The following is an 18,158-nucleotide window of genomic DNA, read 5'->3' as shown; positions in this document are numbered from 1 at the left end:
GCAGATGATGAGCGATCGCATTTTTGCCAGCCTGTGGCTGGCGCTCTGCCTTGGCGGCATGGTGATGGCCTGGCAGATTCAGAGTGAATACAGCTACGAACCCGTGGGGCCGCGTCCTTTCCCGATGGCGATCCTTGGCCTGATGGCCATCTGCGCCCTGCTGATGCTCTTTCGGAAACCGGACACCATTCAGTGGCCCGCAGCTGGCACGCTGAAACGACTGGTAGCGCTGGCGCTGATGATGATGCTCTATGGCTGGCTGTTTGAGACGCTGGGCTTTGCCATCTGCACTACGCTGCTGACCTTTGGCATCGGCCTGCTGTTTGGGGCGCGCTGGTGGGCCGCCGCGCTGGCCGGGCTGGTGATGGGCACCTCGCTGTTTTACGCCTTTGACCGTCTGCTGGAAGTCACCCTTCCGGTCGGCAGCTGGCTGAGTTAAGGAGAGCATCATGGATACCTGGTCCTTTTTAATGCAGGGCTTTGCCGTCGCCATGACGCCAGAGAATCTGCTGATCGCCCTGATCGGCTGCTTTATCGGCACCATTGTTGGCCTGCTGCCTGGCCTGGGGCCAATCAATGGCGTAGCCATTCTGATGCCGCTGGCTTTTGCGCTGCATCTGCCGGCCGAGTCGGCGCTGATTCTGCTGGCCACGGTTTATATCGGCTGTGAGTATGGCGGGCGCATCTCCTCCATTCTGCTCAACGTCCCGGGCGATGCCGGCGCAATCATGACCGCGCTGGATGGGTATCCGATGGCGCAGCAGGGCAAAGCGGGCGTCGCGCTCTCTATTTCGGCGGTCAGCTCGTTTGTTGGCTCTACGATTGCCATCGTCGGCATTATTCTCTTCGCCCCGCTGCTGGCCAGCTGGTCACTGGCGTTTGGACCGGCAGAGTACTTTGCCCTGATGGTGTTTGCCATCGCCTGCCTGGGCAGCATGATGAGCCACAATCCGCTGAAATCTTTTCTTTCGGCGCTCATTGGCCTGGGCATGGCCACGGTCGGGGTGGATGCCAATACCGGCGTCTATCGCTTCACGTTTGACAGCGTTCATCTCTCTGACGGCATTCAGTTTGTGGTCGTTGTCATTGGTCTGTTCTCGGTCAGTGAAATTTTGCTGATGCTCGAGTCGACCAGTAGCGGCCAGAAAGCGGTGCGGGCAAGCGGCCGCATGATGTTCAACATGAAAGAGGCGGCGATGGCCACAGGCGCGACGCTACGCTCCTCTTTTCTGGGGTTCTTTGTCGGCGTTCTGCCTGGTGCCGGAGCGACCATTGCCAGTGCTATCGCCTACATGACGGAGAAAAAAATCAGCGGCAGTGAACAGTTCGGGAAAGGGGATATTCGCGGTGTGGCCGCACCGGAAGCGGCAAACAATGCCTCAGCCTGTGGCTCCTTTATCCCGATGCTGACGCTGGGTATCCCCGGCTCCGGCACCACAGCGGTGATGGTCGGCGCTTTAACGCTCTATAACATCACGCCAGGTCCGGCGATGTTTGTTGAGCAGCCGGATATCGTCTGGGGTCTGATCGCGGCACTGCTGATTGGCAACGTTATGCTGCTGGTGATGAACATTCCGATGATCAATGTTTTCGCCCGGATGCTGAGCATTCCGCTCTGGTTCCTGGTGCCGGCCATTGCCGCCATCTCCGCGGTGGGCGTCTATGCCGTGCACAGCACCACCTTCGATTTGCTCCTGATGGTCGGCCTGGGAATCTTTGGTTATATTCTGCGCAAGATGGACTTTCCGATGTCGCCGCTGATTCTGGGCTTTGTGCTGGGTGAGATGCTGGAGCAGAACCTGCGTCGTGCCCTCTCAATCAGTAACGGTAACCTGGTTATTCTGTGGGAAAGTCCTATCTGCAAAGTGCTGCTGGTGCTGGCGATTTCGGTGCTGGTTCTGCCACCGATCTGGAAACGCTGGCGTCGCTATCGCCTCAGACTGGCTGAAGAGTAAATCTCACGCTGAACTGTGCGTCCCCCGTGGGATTTCGCGGGGGCTTTTGCTATCATGGCCTATTCTTTTTCCGGCGCACCCGACGCTGTTCTGTTTTCCCAAGGAATCCGCCATGCAACCTCTCAGCGGCCCCGGTGTGCCGGTCGGCGATCGTTCATCTCTTAATCCGCAAACCGGCGTAACACGTCACGGTTCTGTGGCGGGTGAACAGCCCCTCTCCCCGGCTCAGCGCACGACATTAGAACGCCTGATCGTGCGTATCTTATCGCTCAGCAATCTGAAGGCACCTGAACTCTGGGCGGGCGTCCGGCATGAGGTGGGCGTAAAGAGTGAGGCGGAGCTGCAGTCGCGTCACTTTCCGGCTGCGGAGCAGTATCTGAATGGTCGTCTGACTCAGGCGCAGAATGGCCATGCCACGCGTCAGTTGATGACTCAGCTCACAGAACTGCTGCCGAAGGGCAATAACCGTCAGGCGGTGAGTGACTTCATCCGCCAGCAGTTTGGTCAGACCGTTCTGAGCTCGCTGAGCCAGGAGCAGCTGCGTCAGGTGCTGACGATGCTGCAGAACGGGCAGATGGCGATCCCGCAGCCGCAGCAGAGCCGCGTCAGCGATCGGACCCTGCTCCCGGCGGAGCATCAGACGCTCAATCAGCAGGTGGTCCGTCTGGCCGCCGCCACCGGAGAACCGACCGGCAAACTCTGGACGGCGGCGCTGAAACTGGTCGGACTGACCAGCGGCGATCCCATCCCCTCGCGCCACTTCCCGCTGCTCACCCAGTATCTGCAGGTACGTCAGACGCTGAGTCAGCACAGCGCACCGACCTTACAGCTGCTGGAAGCCTCGCTGAAACAGCCGCTGGATCAGCACGAGCGGCATAGCCTGGAGGAGTACAGCCAGCAGCGTTTTCAGGCTACACCGCAGACGGTGCTAACCGTGACGCAGACGCAGGATCTGCTGAACTTCCTGTTCAGCCGTCGCGCCGATCGTGCCGAGAAAGTTCACGAACAGCCGCTGGCCGCCAGTGAGATTAAACCGCAGCCGATCTGGTCGCCCTTTGTCGCCTCGCTGCCGTCACCGCTGCAGCCCCTGGCGCAGCGTCCCCTGCTGGGTCTGTTTGTTGCGCTGGTGGTGATCACCCTTCTGCTCTGGCTGGTGCTTTAGGTCAGCAGCCACAGGATGCATCGGGTGCGGTGACGGGCCATTCGCCCGGCGCCTCCCCCCAGGTCAGCGGATGACCTTCCCGTTTCCAGAAATCCAGCCCGCCAGTCAGCTCCTTCACCTGAAATCCCAGTTCCGCCAGCTTCAGAGCCGCTTTCGTCGAGCCGTTACAGCCGATACCGTCGCAATAGGTGACATAAACGCGGTCGCGGTCGAGCGGCTCGCAGCTGGAAGCATTGATCTCACGGTGGGGAAAATTAATCGCGCCGCTGATATGGCCGGCGCGATAAGCCGCCGGTGCGCGCGCATCGATCACCTGAATGCCGGGCAGATTCCGGGCCAGATCCTCCGCCAGATCCCAGGCGTCTGTATAATAAGCGAGTTTTGCCTGCAGATAGTCGAGGCTTTGCTGCGGCGTGGCGGCGGGAAAATGTAATACAGATGACATCGCGATTCTCCTGTTGAAGTGAGCGTGCAGTTTACGGCAGAGTGGACTGCCTGCTGATACCCATTTTGCGCCAGGAATAAGACCCATATGAGTTCTCCGCTGTTGCAGCTTTTCCAGCATCAGGCCAGCGGCGGCGTGCGTGAGCGCCTCTGCACCACCCTGCGGCTGGCCATTAACCGGCATCATCTGCACGCCGGTCAGCAGCTGCCCTCCAGTCGCCAGCTGGCGCAGGATCTCCGGATTTCACGCGTCACGGTGGAAGCCGCCTATGGTCAGCTTGAGAGCGAAGGCTATCTGCGACGCGAGATCGGTCGCGGAACGTTTGTGGCCATCACGATTCCCGCAGGCACCGCTCCAGCGGCACGCGTTCAGCCCGCGCGTTTCTCAGCGCGGGGTCAGCAGGTGCTGGCAACCGGAGGCTGTCAGGATCCTCCGTTTCCTCACGCCTTTGCCGCCGGTTCCCCGGAGTTACGCGCTTTTCCCCATGACAGCTGGCGACGCCTGAGCAGCAGCGTGCAGCGTTCGCTGGGCAGCGCCGCCATGGGATATGGCGATCCCTGCGGCTACCTGCCGCTGCGCAGTGCGATTGCTGATTATCTGGTGCTCTCGCGGGGTATGCAGTGCCAGCCGGAGCAGGTGATTATCCTGACCAGTTCGCAACAGGCGCTGCAGCTGCTGGCGATGATGTTCGTCGATCCCGGAGATGATGTGTGGATAGAGGAGCCAGGCTATCCCGGCGCACGAAACGCGCTGCTCGCCGCAGGCGCAAAGGTGCACGGGATAACCGTCGATGCCGAAGGCGCAGTGCCGGGTCACGGCAGTGCAAAGCTGATGTATCTGACCCCTTCACACCACTATCCGACCGGGGTAACGCTGAGCCTGCCTCGCCGTCTCGCCTGGCTCGCCTGGGCGCAGCGCAACCAAAGCTGGCTGATTGAAGATGACTACGACAGCGAGTTTCATTATGACGAGCGCCCGATTCCTGCGCTGCAGGGACTGGACCGTCATCAGCGGGTCATTACGCTCGGCACCTTTTCGAAATCGCTGTTCCCTTCACTGCGTCTGGCGTGGATGGTGGTGCCTCCTGCGCTGATTGCCCCTCTGGGCCAGGCGCGCAGCGTGCTGGATGGACACAGCGCCCTGCTGCCCCAGGCGATTACCGCGGCCTTTCTGCAGCAGGGACATTTTGCCACTCATCTGCGGCTGATGCGTCAGCTCTATCACAGCCGTCGCGATCGATTGCTGGAGCAGATTGCGCAGCGACTCTCACCGTGGATCACGCCCATCGTCAGTGGCGGCGGACTCCAGCTGACGGTGACAGTAGAACAGGATGAAGCGCGCTTAACCGCGCTCGCGGCACAACAGGGGTTGCTGTTGCCTCGTCTCAGCCCGCTCTATGCCGGCTCTGCGTCTCAGCAGGGCTGGATACTCGGCTTCGCCGCGCTGACGCCTGATGAGATTGTGGCAGGGTGCGATAAACTGCTGAGGCTGCTGCAGCGGGAGGGATAAATCTGGCCGGCGCCGGTTTACCGCAAGCCAGAAAACAAAAGGGCCGGCAAAGCCGGCCCTTCAGCGTGCTGACGTAAAAGATTACGCCTGATATTTACGCATGGTCAGCGTGGCGTTGGTGCCACCGAAACCAAAGCTGTTGGACATCACGGTCGTCAGCTCTTTTTCCATCGGCTCAGTCACGATGTTCATGCCGGTGGCAGCTGCATCCAGTGAGTTGATGTTGATGCTTGGCGCGATAAAGCCATGCTCCAGCATCAGCAGCGAGTAAATCGCTTCCTGCACGCCAGCCGCACCCAGTGAGTGACCGGTCATTGCTTTGGTTGCTGAAATGTAAGGGGTTTTCTCGCCAAACACTTCACGAATCGCACCCAGCTCTTTCACGTCGCCCACTGGCGTAGAGGTACCGTGGCTGTTCAGATAGTCGATTGGCGTGTCGACGCCGTTCATTGCCATCTTCATGCAGCGCACCGCACCTTCACCTGAAGGCGCAACCATGTCTGCACCGTCAGAGGTCGCACCATAGCCGACGATTTCGGCATAGATGTGTGCACCGCGAGCCAGCGCATGCTCCAGCTCTTCAACCACCACCATGCCACCGCCACCGGCGATAACAAAACCGTCGCGCTCGTTGTCATAGGTGCGTGACGCTTTTTCTGGTGTGTCGTTGTAACGGGTGGAGAGCGCGCCCATGGCGTCGAACTCACAGGCCATTTCCCAGCAGAGCTCTTCGCCGCCGCCGGCAAAAACGATATCCTGTTTGCCCAGCTGAATCTGCTCAACGGCGTTACCGATACAGTGCGCAGAGGTGGCACAGGCGGAGCTGATCGAGTAGTTTACGCCATGAATTTTGAATGGCGTGGCGAGACAGGCAGAGACGCCAGAAGCCATCGCCTTGGTGACCACATAAGGGCCAACCGCTTTCAGGCCGCGTGGGCTGCGCATTGCATCAGCACCAAAGACCTGGAAGCGCGGGGAACCACCGCCTGAACCTGCAATCAGACCTACACGCGGGTTGCTCTGATACATTTCATCAGTCAGGCCGGAATCTTTAATCGCTTCTTCCATGGAGAGATAAGCATAGATGGACGCATCACTCATAAAGCGCACAACTTTGCGATCGATGAGGCCGGTGGTATCTAATTTGACGTTACCCCAGACGTGACTACGCATGCCGGAATCTTTCATCTCTTCAGAAAAGGTGATGCCAGAGCGTCCTTCACGCAGAGATGACAGCACTTCCTGCTGGTTATTACCAATACTGGAAACGATCCCTAAGCCAGTAATCACAGCACGTTTCATTCAATCTTCCTCATCCACTTCTTCGTAATTGGCATGCACTCTAGCGTACACTTGTACGCCGAACAAGTCCGATCAGCTATTTCCTTTTGTAAATTTGCGTCATGTGGCCTGGGTCGTTAAAATCGCGCCACTGCCTGAAAAACGAGCCTTTCCCGTGAAATTAACCCCGGTTAAACATGCGCAGCTAAACTGGAATGAACAGGGTACACCTGTTTCCCGAGCGTTTGGCGACGTCTATTTCTCTAACGACAACGGTCTGGAAGAGACACGCTATGTGTTCCTTGGCGGCAACGGTTTCCCGCAGCGTTTTGCGGCGCATCCGCGCGATCTCCTGATCGTGGCGGAAAGCGGGTTTGGTACCGGCCTTAATTTTCTTACTCTGTGGCAGGCCTTTGACGCCTTTCAGCGTGAACAGCCTGGTGCGACAGTAAAACGTCTGCATTTCATTAGCTTTGAGAAATTTCCGTTAACCCGCGCGGATCTGATCGCGGCGCATCAGCACTGGCCCGAACTTGCCCCCTGGGCAGAAGCGCTGCAGGCTCAGTGGCCCGCTGCCCTGCCCGGCTGCCAGCGACTGCTGTTTGACGGCGGACGCATCACGCTGGATCTGTGGCTGGGTGATATCAACCTGCTGATGGAAAAGGTGGATGAGAGCCTGCATCGTCAGGTCGATGCCTGGTTCCTCGATGGCTTCGCGCCCGCAAAGAATCCCGATATGTGGACGCCCGCGCTGTTCAGCATGATGGCGAAGCTGGCGCGTCCACAGGGGACTTTCGCGACTTTTACTGCTGCAGGGTTTGTGCGGCGCGGTCTGCAGGAGGCGGGATTTGACGTCACCCGCCGCAAAGGATTTGGCCCGAAACGCGAAATGCTGTGCGGCAGCCTGCAGGATGCGCCTCTGCTCCCCGGCACGCAGCCCTGGTATCATCGCCATCCGGCGGCGCAGCAGGAGGTCGCCCTGATTGGCGGCGGCGTGGCCAGCGCGACCCTGGCGCTGGCGCTGCTGCGCCGAGGCTGGCGGGTAACGCTCTACTGCGCCGATGAGGCACCCGCGCTGGGTGCCTCCGGTAACCGGCAGGGCGCACTCTATCCGCTGCTCAATCAGCATGATCCGGCCCTCGCCACCTTCTTCCCGGCGGCATTCAGCTTTGCCCGGCGACTCTACGACCAGAGCGGGGTCACCTTTGAGCATGAGTGGAGTGGCGTGCTGCAACTGGGCTGGGATGAAAAGAGCCGCAAAAAGATCGAACAGATGCTGGCGATGGATCTGCCTGAAACCCTCGCCTGCGGCGTCGATGTCGCAGAGGCGGAAAACCGGGCGAAGGTAGCGCTGGGCTGCGGCGGCATTTTCTATCCGGAGGGCGGCTGGCTCTCACCGGCTGAGCTGACCACCGCGCTGCTCGCCCATGGCGAGACACAGGGCTTACGTATTCACTGGCTGCACCGGGTAAGCGGGCTTTCTCAACAGGAGGATGGCTGGACGCTGACCTTCAGCGACCGCCCGGCGGTTCACCATTCTGCGGTGGTCCTGGCAAACGGTCACGCGATCGCCGACTTTGCGCAAAGCGCCCCGCTGCCAGCCTACCCGGTAGCGGGTCAGGTGAGCCATGTTCCCGCCACGCCTGCCCTCAGCGCGCTGCAGACCGTGCTCTGTTACGACGGCTATCTGACGCCGGTCAGCACCCAGTTTGGTACCCACTGTATCGGTGCCAGCTACCATCGTGGTGAAACCGCAACGCATTATCGCGAGGCGGATCAGCAGGAGAATCGCCTTCGCCTGCTGCACTGTCTGCCTGACAGCCGCTGGGCGGAAACGGTGAATGTCAGTGAGGGAGAAGCCAGAATGGGCGTGCGCTGCGCCACGCGCGATCACCTGCCGATGGTGGGCGGCGTGCCCGATTATGCCGCGACGCTGGCACAGTATGCGGATTTACCGGCCCGGCTTGCGGCAGGCAGTCAGATTGCTGACGCGCCCGATCTGCCGGGGCTTTATCTGTTTGGTGCGCTGGGTTCACGCGGCTTGTGCAGCGCACCGCTGGCGGCAGAGGTGCTGGCCGCCCAGCTGGCGGGTGAGCCACAGCCGCTGGATGCGACCACGCTGGCAGCACTCAATCCGAATCGCTACTGGGTCAGGAAACTGCTGAAGGGAAAAGCGGTGTAAAGCGGGTCTGCAGGGCGGCGCTTACCGCCCTGTCATATCATGCGGAGAGCTGGCGCGCCTGAACAAACAGGTTGTCCCACATGCCGACCACCAGCGCCTGGTCGCGCGGTGAGAGCTCACCTGCGGCAATGGCGTTCTGCAGGCTGCGGGTCACCTGAACCTGCAGCGCTTCTGGCGTATGCTCATCCAGCTGCTCCACTTCAGCGACCGCCAGGGTCAGGTGCCCGCGCAGATAACCGCTGGCGAACAGTTCATCGTCACTGGCATGCTCGACCATGTCGTCAATCAGGGCCAGGATACGCGCTTCAAATTCTGCGATCATCTCAATTCCTCTTTTGATAATGTCATCCTGCATCACAGATCGTCCGGCCAGGGAAACTGCGCCGCTGTTAATGAAGGCCTGCCATAAAATTCCGCCAGGGCGGTAATAAAACGCGCGGGACGCGCGGGAATACCCGACGTCAGATAGCTCATGACCTGAGCATGTACCTTACGCTGAAACGCAATGCGATCCGGCTCACAATCTCCGTCGAGATTGTCACAACTGACGTTGAAGGGAAAGCCCGCCGCCATACAAAACATCCACTCCAGCGCCTGTGGCTTCACTTCAACGGCTTCAAACTGGCTCTGGGTCAGCGCATCGCGGCCATCCGGGCAGTACCAGTAGCCAAAATCGACCAGTTTACGGCGTGCCTCTCCGGCGATGCACCAGTGAGAGATCTCATGCAGGGCGCTGGCGTAAAAGCCGTGGGCAAAAACCACCCGGTTCCACGGCGACTCTGCATCAGCAGGAAGATAGATCGGTTCATCGTCGCCTTTAATCAGGCGTGTCTGAAATTCATCGCTGAAGCAGCGATCGAACAGCGTAATCAGCTGTTCATAATGATGGGTCGGGTTCATGACGTTATCACGTAAAAAGTTACGATTGCAGTGTGGAGAGCCACGCCATCACGGCGCTGCCATGGCTGTCCCACAGGAGTTTTATGCTCATTACGGCAGAGACAATCACCACCATCGGGCGGATCAGTTTCTGCCCGCGGCTCAGCACCAGTCGGGCGCCCAGACGCGCGCCGCAGAACGCGCCGAGCATCATAATCAGGCCGGTTCCCCACACCACTTTGCCGCCGAACATAAAGAACAGCAGACTGCCCACGTTAGAGGTGAAGTTGAGAACTTTGGCATGGGCTGTCGCCTTCGCCAGGTTGTAACCGCAGAGCGTGACGAAGGCCAGCGCGTAGAAAGAGCCCGCGCCCGGCCCGAAAAATCCGTCATAGAAGCCCACGGCACCGCCCCCGACCAGCGCATAGGCGAGGCCGTGCAGGCGACGCGCCCGGTCTTCTTCACCGAGACGCGGCATCAGCAGAAACCACAAGCCAATCGCGATCAAAAACAGCGGCAGCATCTGACGCAGAAAGTCCGCCTGCAGGCGCTGAATCAGCACCGCGCCCAGCACGGACCCCAGCAGCGTCATGGCGATATTCAGCCACTGCTCACTCAGATTAACTGCGCCGCGTCGCACAAAGTAGAGGCTGGCGGAGAACGACCCGCCGACCGATTGCAGTTTATTGGTCGCCAGCGCCTGAGCCGGTGAGAGACCCGCCGCCAGCAGCGACGGTACCGTCAGTAACCCCCCGCCACCCGCAATTGAGTCAATAAAACCGGCAAGCATGGCAATCAGAAACAGCAGCCCGACCAGCAGCGGACTGACCACGAACCACTCCATGGAATCCCTTACAGTAGATGTTTATCCAGCAGAGCCTGACAGGCAGGCGGTAACGGCGGCGGTTCACGTTTCACCGGCGCGCCCGATCCGGGCTGCTTCGGCAGGAACCAGCTCTGCAGTTCTGCGCCACAGCCATCGCCCGGAGGCGGTGGCGGCTGATCTTCACAGCCGATACTGCCGGTCGGGCAGCGCAGCCGCACATGCATATGCGCCCGATGCGCGAACCAGGGGCGCACTTTGCGCAGCCAGTCACGATCGGCACCGGCATCCGCACAAAGCTGCTTTTTAATCGCCGGGTTAACGAAGATGCGCGTGACATCATCATCTTTCGCCGCCAGTTTAATCAGGCTGTCGATTTCCGGCTGCCAGTGGCGCGCAATCACGTTTTTATCGCCCGGCCCGACCAGATCCAGCGGCTGCGGCTTCAGCAGCTGCTGCGCGGTCCAGCGGGTTTTCGGCAGTTGCAGCCAGATATCGACATCCAGCCCGGTCTGATGGCTGGCGTGACCGCTGCTGAAACGTCCGCCAGCCGCCATGCCCATATCCCCAATCAGCACATTACCCAGCTGCAGGTTGTGCACACGGGTCGTCAGCCGCTGAATAAACGCAATCAGATCGGGATGACCGAAATAACGACGCTGATCCTGACGCATCACCTGGTAGTCGGGTGAATTGAGCGGGAGTGCCCGGGCGCCAATAATACAGCCATTCGCAAAGCCGCCGATGGACTGCGGTGTGCCGCTGATCGGCTGCTGAATACGCTGCCACGGCGTCGCCGCCAGGCTGGAGGCGCTGAACAACAGCGCGCTCAGAGTAAGCAGAAGTGCCTTCATGCCATCACCAGCGCGGCACGGTGCTGTTAACGTCACCGTTCTGCGCCCGCTGGCGCAGCAGATGATCCATCAGGACGATCGCCATCATCGCCTCGGCGATCGGCACGGCGCGAATCCCGACGCAGGGATCGTGGCGGCCTTTGGTGATCATCTCCACCTCTTCGCCGTCGCGGGTAATGGTTTTACCCGGCACGGTGATGCTGGAGGTCGGTTTCATTGCGAGGTTGGCGCTGATGGTCTGACCGCTGCTGATGCCGCCCAGAATGCCGCCGGCGTGGTTACTCTGGAAACCATCGTGACGGATTTCATCCCGATGCTGGCTGCCGCGCTGGCTGACCACCGCGAAGCCGTCACCGATCTCTACCCCTTTCACCGCGTTGATGCTCATCAGCGCGTGCGCCAGGTCGGCATCCAGACGGTCAAAAACCGGTTCGCCCAGGCCAGGCGGCACGTTGTCAGCCATGACCGTGACTTTAGCCCCGATGGAGTCGCCCTCTTTTTTCAGGCCGCGCATCAGTTCATCCAGCGCCTCCAGCTTCTCCGCATCCGGGCAGAAGAAGGGATTCTCTTCCACGATGCTCCAGTCTTTCAGCTCACAGGCGATATCCCCGATCTGCGCCAGATAGCCGCGCACCACCACACCATGTTTCATCTGCAGATACTTCTTCGCTATCGCACCGGCGGCCACGCGCATCGCGGTTTCACGCGCCGAAGAGCGGCCACCGCCACGGTAGTCGCGCTGACCATACTTCTGCTCATAGGTGTAATCGGCATGGCCGGGACGGAAGAGATCTTTGATCGCGCCATAATCCTGCGACCGCTGATCGGTGTTCTCAATCAGCAGGCCAATAGAGGTGCCGGTGGTCACACCCTCAAACACACCGGACAAAATTTTCACCTGATCCGGCTCGCGACGCTGCGTGGTGTAGCGCGAGGTGCCAGGACGACGACGGTCGAGGTCATGCTGGATATCCGCTTCGGTCAGGGGGATGCCCGGTGGCACCCCATCAACGATGCAGCCCAGCGCAAGACCGTGGGACTCGCCAAAGGTGGTTACTCGAAAAAATTGTCCGATGCTGTTTCCGGCCATGCTGTTTCCTTGTCAGGGTTCGGCGGGCGAGGCTTCGCCCCACTTTTAGTCTTTGTAAAAGGAGAAATGGTGTTGTGCGTCGACGATCTGCTGGCGCGTCAGCGTAAAGACCCCGTCACCGCCGTTGTCAAATTCCAGCCAGGTAAAGGGCACATCGGGATACTGCTCGATCATATGCACCATGCTGTTACCGACTTCGCAGACCAGAACGCCCTGCTCGCTGAGATAATCAGGCGCGCAGGCCAGAATGCGGCGCACCAGCTTCAGACCATCGCTGCCCGCCGCCAGACCCAGCTCCGGTTCGTGGCGATACTCATTGGGCAGATCGCCCATATCTTCCGCATCCACATAAGGCGGGTTAGTGACGATCAGGTCATATTTCAGCAGCGGCAGTTCGCGGAACAGGTCGGCACGAATCGGCGTGACCTGATTGATCAGGCCATGTTCTTCAATATTCTGCTCGGCCACCGCCAGCGCACCGGTCGAGATATCGACGGCGTCAACCTCCGCTTCCGGGAAGGCGTAAGCGCAGGCAATCGCGATGCAGCCGCTGCCGGTGCACATATCCAGAATATGCGCGGGTGGCGTGCTGATGAGACCGGCAAAGCGGTTCTCGATCAGTTCGCCAATCGGTGAACGCGGCACCAGCACGCGCTCATCAACAAAGAATTCGTGACCGCAGAACCAGGCTTTGTTGGTCAGGTAGGCGACCGGAATACGCTCGTTAACGCGACGAATGACGCGCTCGACAATCAGAAGACGCTCGCTGGCGGTCAGACGCGCGTTGCGCATATCTTCCGGAATATCCAGCGGCAGCCAGAGAGACGGCAGGACCAGTTGAACGGCTTCGTCCCAGGGATTGTCTGTGCCATGTCCGTACCAGATTCCGGCAGCGGAAAAGCGGCTTACCGCCCAGCGCAGCATGTCCTGAATGGTGTGCAGTTCGTTCACTGCCTCATCGACGAAAATTTTGTCCACGTAGCCCTCCGCAGGCCTTTTGCTAAATCGGCCGATAGTGTGCCATGAAGCCGGGGAGAATTCAGCGCAGCGAGGTGAAAAAGCTGACAATTAATGACACTTAACGGTAAGGTATCGGCTCTGCTGTGTGACAGCCTTTTCTGATAAGACTGACCTGCCATGAGTAAAAAAACACCGCTAAGCCCGGATGATGAGGCGCTGTTTCGCCAGTTAATGACGGGGACACGTCAGTTAAAACAGGACACCTATGTCCATAAAGCGCCGGTAAAAACCCGCGAGATTCCGGTAAAACGTCTGCTTTCCGAGCAGGCGGACAACAGCCATTACTTTTCGGATGAGTTTCAGCCCCTGCTCTCGACCGAAGGGGCTACCCGTTTCGTGCGCGCCGATGTCAGCCATTTTGAGCTGAAAAAACTGCGCCGGGGTGACTATACCCCGGAGATTTTTCTCGACCTGCACGGCTTAACGCAGATGCAGGCCAAGCAGGAGCTGGGCGCACTGATCGCCGCCTGCCGCCGTGAACATCTGTTCTGCGCCAGCGTCATGACCGGACATGGAAAACATATTCTGAAGCAGCAGACGCCGCTGTGGCTGGCCCAGCATCCGTGGGTCATGGCGTTTCATCAGGCGCCGAAAATGTTCGGCGGTGATGCTGCGCTGCTAGTGCTGATTGAGATTGAGGAGTGGCAACCGCCTGTGTTGCCCTGACAGGGCCGGTGTCATCGGCCCCTCGTCGTCAGATGGCTTTCGCCAGCTTCTTCGGACTGACCTGCCACAGCAGTTTACCGGCACTCTCTGCCGGATCGAACTCGACGCAGGCAATGGCGGAAGTGGCAAACATCGGTGGGGTTTCCTGCGGGCAGAGTTCGGAAACCAGGTAGCCCACCAGGGGCAGATGGGAGATGACCAGCGCCGATTTCACCCCTTCGTTCGCCAGCGCCTGCAGATAGCAGCCGACCAGGCCCGGATCGCCACCCGGCGTTAACTCCGGTAACACGTCCTGGCCTTCCGGCAGGGGATAGGCTTCACGCACGGTAGCGAGCGTCTGCTGCGCGCGTAAATAGGGACTGACCAGGACACGCTCGATGTCCGGCGTCTGGCTGTTAAGCCAGTGGGCCATCTGACGCGATTCATCACAGCCACATAAGGTTAAAGGCCTGACTGAATCACTTGCTGCTTCCAGAGCCGCATCGCCGTGACGCATGATAAAAACTTGCATAAAGCACCGCTGTTGTTTGTCGATATCGCCCGACGCGACGCGTCAGACTCTTCACTCTGCGAATGAACGCTGTGTTTTACCCTAATGGCTTCAGTATAGTCAACCGGTTGTTTATTAAATAAGCACTTCTCAGATTCATGCTGCGCCGCACACGCGGGCGGCGCTTTTCTAACCCGCTGAATCGGAGCCGTTATTCCATTTCACAGAGAAATGTAAAATTTCGTCTGTTCCGCAGCCGCCTGAATCAGCGCCTCACAGGGGGCAAATCGTTCACCGTGCTGCTGCGCGAGACGGTTCAGCCGGCTGACCATTTCCGCCGCGCCCAGTTTATCCATGTAGTGGAACGGCCCGCCCAGGAAAGGCGGAAAACCGATGCCAAACACCGCCCCCACATCGCCGTCCCGGGCGCTGCGAATCACCTGCTCATCGAGACAACGGGCGGCCTCATTCAGCATCATCATCACACAGCGTTCTGCAATCTGTGCCCCACTCTGCCGGGCCTGCGGCGTGATCTTCAGCAGGCTGTAAAGCGAGGCGTCCGGTTTTTTACGCTGCCAGCGCGGCAGGTCATAACGATAGAAGCCCCGGCCATTTTTACGGCCCTTACGGCCATCCCTGATCACCGCATCAAACGCGGTGGGTGCGGCAAAGCGTTCACCATAGGCCTGATGCAGGATGGGGCTGATTTTGCTGCCGACATCAATGCCGACCTCATCGAGCAGCTGAAGCGGACCAACCGGAAAACCAGACTTCACCAGCGCCCGATCGATGTGCTCAATTGGCTCCCCCTCCAGCAGACAGCGCATCGCTTCATTTATATAGGGGGTCAGGATGCGGTTGACATAGAAACCCGGCTTGTCTGCGACGACGATCGGCGTCTTGCCCTGACTGCGTGCCAGTGCCACAACGGTAACCAGCGTCGAGGCCGAAGTATTCAGATGCGGGATCACCTCAACCAGCGGCATTTTTTCCACCGGACTGAAATAGTGCAGCCCGATGACATTCTCAGGACGCTGCGCCCCGGCGGCGATATCCGCAATCGGCAGCGAAGAGGTGTTGGAAGCAAACAGGGTATGCGGCTGACAGTGTGCCTCGACGTCCTGCACCATCTGCTGCTTCAGGGCAAGATCTTCGAACACCGCTTCGATCACCACGTCGCGCTGCGAGAATCCCTGATAATCGATGCCACCTGTGATGCGCGCCATCTGCTGCTGGCGCGCTGCCGGGGTCAGCTGACGACGCCGGACCTTTTTGCTGAGCAAGTCCCAGCTGGTTTTTAATGCATGGCTGACGCCTTCCAGGCTGATATCTTTGATGCGCACCGGCAACCCGGCGTTGATCGCGGTGACGCTGGCAATGCCGCCGCCCATCAGCCCGCCGCCCAGCACCGCAACACGCTTCACGGTCGCGGGTTCAGCTTCACCGCCCCGCTCCTTTTTCATCGCCGTGGTGGCAAAGAAGAGTCCGCGCAGCGCAACGGACTCCGGCGTCATCGCCAGTTCGCCAAAGGCGCGCGCCTCCGCATCATGGCCGGCGCGGCTGCCCTGCTCCAGCCCGATGCGCACCACCTCAATCAGCCGTCTGGCGGCCGGATAGTTATCCTGCGTTTTCGCCGCGGTCTGGCGTGTCGCCAGCGCAAACAGCGCCTGGCGGGCGACCGGGCCATGCAGCAGCCGATCGCGCAGCGGCAGGACGCGTCCGCTGACCTTACCCTTTTTCACCCGTGCAATCGCGGTCTCCAGCAGGATCGGGCGGGGAACCGCATCATCGACGACGCCGAGCTTTCGCGCCTGCTTCGCGCGCAGACTTTTGCCGGTCAGCATCAGCGGCAGCGCCTGCTGAACGCCGATTAAATGCGGCAGCCGCTGCGTCCCGCCAGAGCCAGGCAGCAGGCCGAGCTGTATCTCCGGCAAGCCGAGGCGGGTTTTATCATCCAGCGAGCAGATGCGCGCATCGCAGGCCAGCGCCAGTTCCAGTCCACCGCCCAGGCAGGCCCCGTGAATGGCCGCCACCACCGGAAAAGGCAGCGCGTCGATCATCGCCATCACTTCCTGGCCCTGCTTCGCCAGCGCTTCAGCTTCCTGCGCACTCTGGCAGCGGTCAATCATGCTGATGTCCGCGCCCGCGATAAAATTGTCCGTTTTGCCGGAGATCAGGACCAGTCCCGCCAGCTGCGGATCGCGTCGCGCTTCCGCAATGATGGCGGCAATCTGGCCAGCAAATTCCGCTTTCAGGGTGTTCATCTTCTCGCCAGGGACATCAATCGTGATAATGCCGACGTGATCCTGTCGCATCGTCAGCTGAAAGGCATTCTGCTCCATTATTCGGCCTCCAGAACCATTGCCGCACCCAGACCACCCGCCGCGCAGGCGGTGACCAGTCCCAGCCCGCCACCACGGCGGCGCAGTTCATTAAGCGTCTGGGTAATCATACGCGCGCCCGTGGCGGCAAAAGGATGGCCATAGGCGATGGAACCGCCCAGCACGTTAAAACGCTCTTCGTTGACCTCGCCCAGCGCATGCGGCCGGTTCAGCACCTCACGGGCGAAACGCTCGTCACGAAACAGCTGCAGATTGCTCAGCGTCTGGGCCGCGAACGCCTCATGCATATCTATCAGCGTCAGATCGGCCAGGCTCACCCCGGCACGATCCAGCGCCAGCGGCGAAGCATAGGCTGGCCCCAGCAGCATGTCCTGCTGGACATCAATGGCGGTAAAGGCGTAGCTGCGCAGGTAGCCCAGCGGCGTGACGCCCAGTTCCCGGGCGCGCCCTTCCCGCATCAGAATAACGGCTGCCGCGCCATCCGTCAGCGGCGTGCTGTTGGCGGCGGTAACGCTGCCGTGCTGGCGGTCAAAGGCGGGACGCAGTCGGGCGTAATCCTCTGCTTTAGCGTTCATCCGCACGTTATTGTCCTGATCGATTGCGGCTTTCCACGGCGGTACAAAGGCTGCCATGACTTCCTGATTCAGTACCCCGGATTGCCAGGCTCTGGCGGCATGCTGATGGGAGCGGAGGGCCAGCGCATCCTGAGCCTCACGGGTGATACCGTAGCTTTTCGCCATCTGCTCGGCCGTGTCCCCCATCCGCAGGCCGGTCGAGTACTCCGCCACCGCAGGCGGCACCGGCAGCAGATCGCGCGGGCGCAGCCGTTTAAGGATATGCAGTTTCTGCCCCAGGCTGCGGGCCTTGTTGAGATCCACCAGCGCGCGGGCCAGCGTTTTAGTGACCCCAATCGGCAGCACTGACGAGGAGTCTGCCCCGCCGGCAATAGCTGCAGAAACCGTTCCCGCCATCAGGCTCTCTGCCACATTCGCCACCGCCTGAAAACTGGTGGCGCAGGCACGACTGACGCTGTAGGCGTCGGTATTCACATTCAGCCCGCTGCTTAAGACAATTTCACGCGCAATGTTTGGCGCTTCCGGCATCTGTACCACCTGACCAAATACCAGCAGCTCAATCACGTCAGCCGGTAACTCACTGCGCACCATTAATTCGCTGACCACCATCCGTCCCAGCTCGATGGCGGGAATGCCATGAAAGCCGGTCGCCTGGCGTAAGAAAGGGGTTCGTAACCCGTGGGTAATTGCGATGCGTTCGCCATCACGCGTCAGCAGCGGCTGCGCTTTGCTCATTGTTCTCACCTGTAGCCGGGACTGTGGCATCATTGCCTGAAGAGGTCTGACCTGATCAGTGTTAACCACAAGCGGGTGAGCCGCCAATAGCAGAAAGGAAAAAGTGCGAAGGGAAACACGAAATTGAAAAACGCCGCGCTGAGGCGGCGT

17 protein-coding genes are annotated in these 18,158 nt (G+C 60.0%); 6 read left to right on the top strand and 11 right to left on the bottom strand.

Translation table 11 applies throughout. The features are described 5' to 3' along the window. Positions 1 to 7: 7 nt before the first annotated feature. From HFD92_RS08235 to flk, 3 genes are all read left to right on the top strand, one after another. Positions 8 to 439, top strand: a complete 432-nt coding sequence (locus HFD92_RS08235; protein WP_111207535.1) for a tripartite tricarboxylate transporter TctB family protein — start codon at positions 8 to 10, stop codon at positions 437 to 439. Between the two features lie 10 nt (positions 440 to 449). Next, complete coding sequence (locus tag HFD92_RS08230) at positions 450 to 1,955, top strand: tripartite tricarboxylate transporter permease (protein ID WP_009088963.1); 1,506 nt, start codon at positions 450 to 452, stop codon at positions 1,953 to 1,955. Between the two features lie 112 nt (positions 1,956 to 2,067). After that, entirely contained in the window at positions 2,068 to 3,117 is a 1,050-nt protein-coding gene (gene flk / locus HFD92_RS08225) for a flagella biosynthesis regulator Flk (RefSeq protein ID WP_111207537.1), read from the top strand. A gap of 1 nt (position 3,118) precedes the next feature. On the opposite strand, the gene HFD92_RS08220 is transcribed toward flk, so the two are convergent. Next, positions 3,119 to 3,562 carry a rhodanese-like domain-containing protein gene (locus HFD92_RS08220; RefSeq protein ID WP_046102291.1) on the bottom strand — a complete coding sequence of 148 codons (444 nt, stop codon included), beginning with the start codon at positions 3,560 to 3,562 and terminating at the stop codon, positions 3,119 to 3,121. 87 nt (positions 3,563 to 3,649) lie between these two features. Here HFD92_RS08220 and HFD92_RS08215 point away from each other — a divergent pair, with 87 nt between their 5' ends. Next, positions 3,650 to 5,071, top strand: coding sequence for a PLP-dependent aminotransferase family protein (locus HFD92_RS08215; protein ID WP_167428742.1), 1,422 nt, complete (start codon positions 3,650 to 3,652; stop codon positions 5,069 to 5,071). Positions 5,072 to 5,152: 81 nt separating this feature from the next. Here the strand turns inward: HFD92_RS08215 and fabB are convergent, their stop codons facing one another. Next, positions 5,153 to 6,373, bottom strand: a complete 1,221-nt coding sequence (gene fabB / locus HFD92_RS08210; RefSeq protein WP_009088958.1) for a beta-ketoacyl-ACP synthase I — start codon at positions 6,371 to 6,373, stop codon at positions 5,153 to 5,155. A 154-nt stretch (positions 6,374 to 6,527) separates the two neighbouring features. On the opposite strand from fabB, the gene mnmC reads away from it, so the two are divergent. Beyond that, positions 6,528 to 8,534 carry a bifunctional tRNA (5-methylaminomethyl-2-thiouridine)(34)-methyltransferase MnmD/FAD-dependent 5-carboxymethylaminomethyl-2-thiouridine(34) oxidoreductase MnmC gene (gene mnmC / locus HFD92_RS08205; protein ID WP_167428741.1) on the top strand — a complete coding sequence of 669 codons (2,007 nt, stop codon included), beginning with the start codon at positions 6,528 to 6,530 and terminating at the stop codon, positions 8,532 to 8,534. Positions 8,535 to 8,571: 37 nt separating this feature from the next. Here mnmC and HFD92_RS08200 read toward each other — a convergent pair whose 3' ends face one another. From HFD92_RS08200 to prmB, 6 genes are read right to left on the bottom strand one after another with little or no spacing between them, the layout of a single operon-like run. Continuing rightward, positions 8,572 to 8,856 carry a YfcL family protein gene (locus HFD92_RS08200; protein WP_009088954.1) on the bottom strand — a complete coding sequence of 95 codons (285 nt, stop codon included), beginning with the start codon at positions 8,854 to 8,856 and terminating at the stop codon, positions 8,572 to 8,574. A 32-nt stretch (positions 8,857 to 8,888) separates the two neighbouring features. Next, positions 8,889 to 9,434: an elongation factor P hydroxylase gene (locus HFD92_RS08195; RefSeq protein ID WP_154927577.1), complete on the bottom strand. Its 546-nt coding sequence runs from the start codon at positions 9,432 to 9,434 to the stop codon at positions 8,889 to 8,891. A gap of 19 nt (positions 9,435 to 9,453) precedes the next feature. Beyond that, the gene (locus tag HFD92_RS08190) at positions 9,454 to 10,257 is read right to left on the bottom strand and encodes a sulfite exporter TauE/SafE family protein (RefSeq protein WP_009088951.1); all 804 of its coding nucleotides are present in this window, start codon (positions 10,255 to 10,257) and stop codon (positions 9,454 to 9,456) included. Between the two features lie 8 nt (positions 10,258 to 10,265). Continuing rightward, positions 10,266 to 11,090, bottom strand: a complete 825-nt coding sequence (gene mepA / locus HFD92_RS08185; protein WP_058956866.1) for a penicillin-insensitive murein endopeptidase — start codon at positions 11,088 to 11,090, stop codon at positions 10,266 to 10,268. A gap of 4 nt (positions 11,091 to 11,094) precedes the next feature. After that, complete coding sequence (gene aroC / locus HFD92_RS08180; protein WP_009088945.1) at positions 11,095 to 12,180, bottom strand: chorismate synthase; 1,086 nt, start codon at positions 12,178 to 12,180, stop codon at positions 11,095 to 11,097. Positions 12,181 to 12,225: 45 nt separating this feature from the next. Next, a complete protein-coding gene (gene prmB, locus HFD92_RS08175) occupies positions 12,226 to 13,158 on the bottom strand; it encodes a 50S ribosomal protein L3 N(5)-glutamine methyltransferase (RefSeq protein ID WP_167428740.1) in 933 nt (310 codons plus the stop codon). Positions 13,159 to 13,317: 159 nt separating this feature from the next. Between prmB and smrB the strand changes: the two genes are divergently transcribed. Beyond that, positions 13,318 to 13,866 (top strand): endonuclease SmrB, encoded by a 549-nt coding sequence (smrB, locus tag HFD92_RS08170; RefSeq protein WP_167428739.1) that lies wholly within the window; start codon positions 13,318 to 13,320, stop codon positions 13,864 to 13,866. Between the two features lie 28 nt (positions 13,867 to 13,894). Here smrB and sixA read toward each other — a convergent pair whose 3' ends face one another. The 3 genes from sixA to fadI all read right to left on the bottom strand — a co-directional run bounded on the left by sixA (position 13,895) and on the right by fadI (position 18,008). After that, a complete protein-coding gene (gene sixA / locus HFD92_RS08165) occupies positions 13,895 to 14,377 on the bottom strand; it encodes a phosphohistidine phosphatase SixA (RefSeq protein ID WP_009088942.1) in 483 nt (160 codons plus the stop codon). A 200-nt stretch (positions 14,378 to 14,577) separates the two neighbouring features. Continuing rightward, positions 14,578 to 16,698, bottom strand: coding sequence for a fatty acid oxidation complex subunit alpha FadJ (gene fadJ / locus HFD92_RS08160; protein WP_167428738.1), 2,121 nt, complete (start codon positions 16,696 to 16,698; stop codon positions 14,578 to 14,580). After that, positions 16,698 to 18,008: an acetyl-CoA C-acyltransferase FadI gene (fadI, locus tag HFD92_RS08155; protein ID WP_111207542.1), complete on the bottom strand. Its 1,311-nt coding sequence runs from the start codon at positions 18,006 to 18,008 to the stop codon at positions 16,698 to 16,700. The genes fadJ and fadI overlap by 1 nt, the downstream gene beginning before the upstream one ends. Positions 18,009 to 18,158 lie beyond the last annotated feature (150 nt).

It is taken from the genome of Pantoea sp. EKM101V (assembly GCF_011800325.1).
GTDB lineage: Bacteria > Pseudomonadota > Gammaproteobacteria > Enterobacterales > Enterobacteriaceae > Pantoea > Pantoea anthophila.
This window is presented reverse-complemented; position numbering and strand designations above follow the sequence as displayed.